Source organism: Microcoleus sp. bin38.metabat.b11b12b14.051, from assembly GCF_013299165.1.
Taxonomy (GTDB): Bacteria; Cyanobacteriota; Cyanobacteriia; order Cyanobacteriales; family Microcoleaceae; genus Microcoleus.
Genome location: NZ_JAAFKD010000044.1, coordinates 1 through 3,061, shown reverse-complemented (window position 1 = coordinate 3,061; position 3,061 = coordinate 1). Strand labels below are relative to the sequence as shown.

Genomic DNA, 3,061 nt, shown 5'->3' with positions numbered 1-3,061 from the left:
CGGCTACTGGGATGCGATCTAGGAATTATTCGGTTGATACAGATATTTTCTTTTGATTTGCCGCAGAGGGCGCAGAGGGCGCGGAGGGGAGAATGGAAGACAAAGATGGATAGCAAGTTGTTTATTTGCAAGCGTTGCGAATACATAATAGATGAGTTAGCTCAATGGCTATTATCAACAGCAAATCTTAATTTTTAATAAAGATAAGTAGGTTAATTCTGCACTGTGTAAATTTCTGCGTTACATTGTCAGTGTCAATTCTAGAACTCGTGCAAACTAATATCTATTGAACTGACCAAAGGAGAGAAAGATGGATATCTTATCTAATACTGTGGCGCTCTCGCGGATGCAATTTGCGCTGACGGCTATATTCCATATGCTCTGGCCAGTTCTGACTACTGGCATGGGAATTTATCTGGTAATTGTTGAGGGAATGTGGCTGAAAACTCGCAATCCTGACTACTACCATCACGCTCGTTTTTGGTCTAAACTCTACGTACTCAATTTTGGGATTGGTGTAGCTTCAGGAATTCCGATGGAATTTCAATTTGGTACTAATTGGGCACCTTTTTCGGAAGCTACAGGTGACTTTTTTGGCAGCATTTTGGGATTTGAAGCTTCCATGGCATTTATGCTAGAAGCTGGCTTTTTAGGAATTATGCTGTTTGGTTGGGAGCGCGTTCACCCGCTAGTTCATCTTTTCGCTACAGTCATGGTAGCCTTCGGCGCTAACCTATCAACTGTTTGGATTTTAGTCGCTAACTCTTGGTTGCAAACTCCGGCGGGCGGAGAAATGGTCAATGGCAAGTTTATTGTCAGCGATTACTTTCAAGCTATTATGAATCCTTTCGCATTAAACAGCATTCTTCATATGTTTTTTGCGACGCTGGAAACTTCGCTGTTTGTAATTGGCGGAATTAGCGCTTGGTATATTCTCAACAAGCGCAACCAAGCTTTTTTTGCCAAATCTCTAAAAATTGCGATCGCGACTGCAATTGCCGTTGCACCTTTGCAGATATACATCGGACATTTGAGCGCGGAACAAGTCTATCACTATCAACCCACTAAATTAGCAGCAATCGAAGCTAAGTGGGAAACCTCAGCAGCGGGAGAATCTGCTGATTGGACTTTGCTAGCTTTGCCTAATGAAAAAGCGCAAAAAAATGATTGGGAAATTAAGATTCCTAATGGCTTAGGATACGTTCTGGAATTCAAACAAAAACTCTCTGAACCTGTACTCGGATTGAAGGAATGGAAGCCAGAAGATAGACCCCGAATGGTGGGTTTAATCTACTATTGTTTCCGCATCATGTCCGGGATTGGATTCTTTTTTCTAGGATTAATGTTGTTCAGTATCATTCAGTGGAGCCGCGGCAAACTTTCCGCTGAAAATATTGCTAGTCAACCTTGGTTGATGCGCGCTTGGGTATTAGCTGCTCCCCTGGGATATATTGCTGTAGAATCGGGTTGGATTGTCCGCTGTGTCGGCAGACAACCGTGGGTTTTATATGGGCAAATTCGTACTGCTGATGCTGTATCGATAATCCCCGCTAGCAATGTTTTAGTTTCCCTGAGCTTTTTTGCAGTTATCTACAGCTTTCTGTTTGTTTGTGCTATGTATTTTGGCAGCAGAATTATCCGCCAAGGCCCTAATTTAAGTCTGCCGGTGCCAGGTTTAGACAATCAACCTGCTATCGAAACTCAACCTGCGGAACACATTCCCGATCAACGTCCAGTAGAAGCACAACAATAGGAGATTTTATGCAAGCTTTAGAGCATTTTCTCCCGCAAGTTTGGTTTGTGGTTTTAGGCATTTTTCTGTTGCTGTACGTCATGCTAGACGGTTTTGACTTGGGAGTCGGAATTTTGTCTCTGACTGCTGATGATGAGGAACGCCGGGGCATTTTGATGACGAGTCTGGGCAATGTTTGGGATGCGAACGAAACTTGGCTGGTTTTGATGGGAGGCGCTCTGTTTGGCGCATTTCCCCTCGCTTACGGCACGATTTTAACTGCGCTGTACATTCCGATTTGTATGATGCTTTTCGGTTTGATATTTCGGGCTGTGGCGTTTGAGTTTCGCGAGCATTCTAATCGGAAAAAATTCTGGAATTATGCTTTTGGTGCTGGCAGTTTTTTGGCGTCTTTAGCTCAAGGATTCGCTCTCGGGGCGGTGCTTGAAGGTATTGCGGTTGATGAAGCTGGTCATTTTGTCGGTACTACTTGGGATTGGCTGGATTGGCGATCGATCTTGGTGGCTTTGACGCTGGTTCAAGGCTATGTTTTGATCGGTTCCACTTATCTGATCATGAAGACTGACGGTGAATTGCAAACAACTCACTATCGCACGGCTAAAATTGCGGCGGTGACGACGTTAATCGGAGCGGTTTTAATTACGATCGCCACTCCGGTTTTTTACGAAACTACGCGGACGAGGTTGTTTGATAAACCGCTAGTTTATGTGTTTGTGGCGATTCCTTTGCTGGGAGTGCTGTTTGTGGGAATGCTGCTAAAAAGTCTCACGAATAAAGAAGAACGGACGCCGTTTGTGTGGACAATTCTGATTTTTTTGCTCAGTTTTATCGGCTTGGGATTGATTGTTTTTCCATACATCATCCCGACACAAATCACGATTTACCAAGCCGCAGCTTCTCCGAGCGCGCTGGTGTTTATGATTGTGTTCATTGGCTTTCTGATCCCGATTATGATTTTTTACAACATCTACAATTATGTTGTATTTCGGGGTAAAGTCGCTGGCGGATATCACGGAGAATAACATAGGTTCGATCGTTCGGACTTCAGTCCTTCTAAATTTAGAAGGACTGAAGTCCTCACTACAAACTTATCTAATTGGTATTTGATTCGCTACGATAATACATAGAAGTTGCGATCGCATCAATATTGTGTTAATATCTGCATAATTCAAAATGGTTTACTTAGGGCTTGCTGAAAAAGCCTAAAACCCTTACAGCAAGAGACGTTGGCTCGTTTTAATCCTCAAAAAGTGCAAGCAATGCAGCTAAAATGGGTCAAAACCCCTGCACACCATCACTTTCGTAATG

At 43.4% G+C, this 3,061-nt stretch carries 3 protein-coding genes; all 3 read left to right on the top strand.

The genetic code is table 11. From position 1 onward, the window contains the following. On the top strand, window positions 1-198 hold a 198-nt coding region (locus QZW47_RS28140; protein ID WP_293135071.1), incomplete at its 5' end, for a hypothetical protein. A gap of 112 nt (window positions 199-310) precedes the next feature. After that, window positions 311-1,753: a cytochrome ubiquinol oxidase subunit I gene (locus QZW47_RS28135; RefSeq protein ID WP_293135069.1), complete on the top strand. Its 1,443-nt coding sequence runs from the start codon at window positions 311-313 to the stop codon at window positions 1,751-1,753. A gap of 8 nt (window positions 1,754-1,761) precedes the next feature. After that, window positions 1,762-2,775, top strand: a complete 1,014-nt coding sequence (gene cydB, locus QZW47_RS28130; RefSeq protein ID WP_293135067.1) for a cytochrome d ubiquinol oxidase subunit II — start codon at window positions 1,762-1,764, stop codon at window positions 2,773-2,775. The last annotated feature ends 286 nt before the right edge of the window (window positions 2,776-3,061 follow it).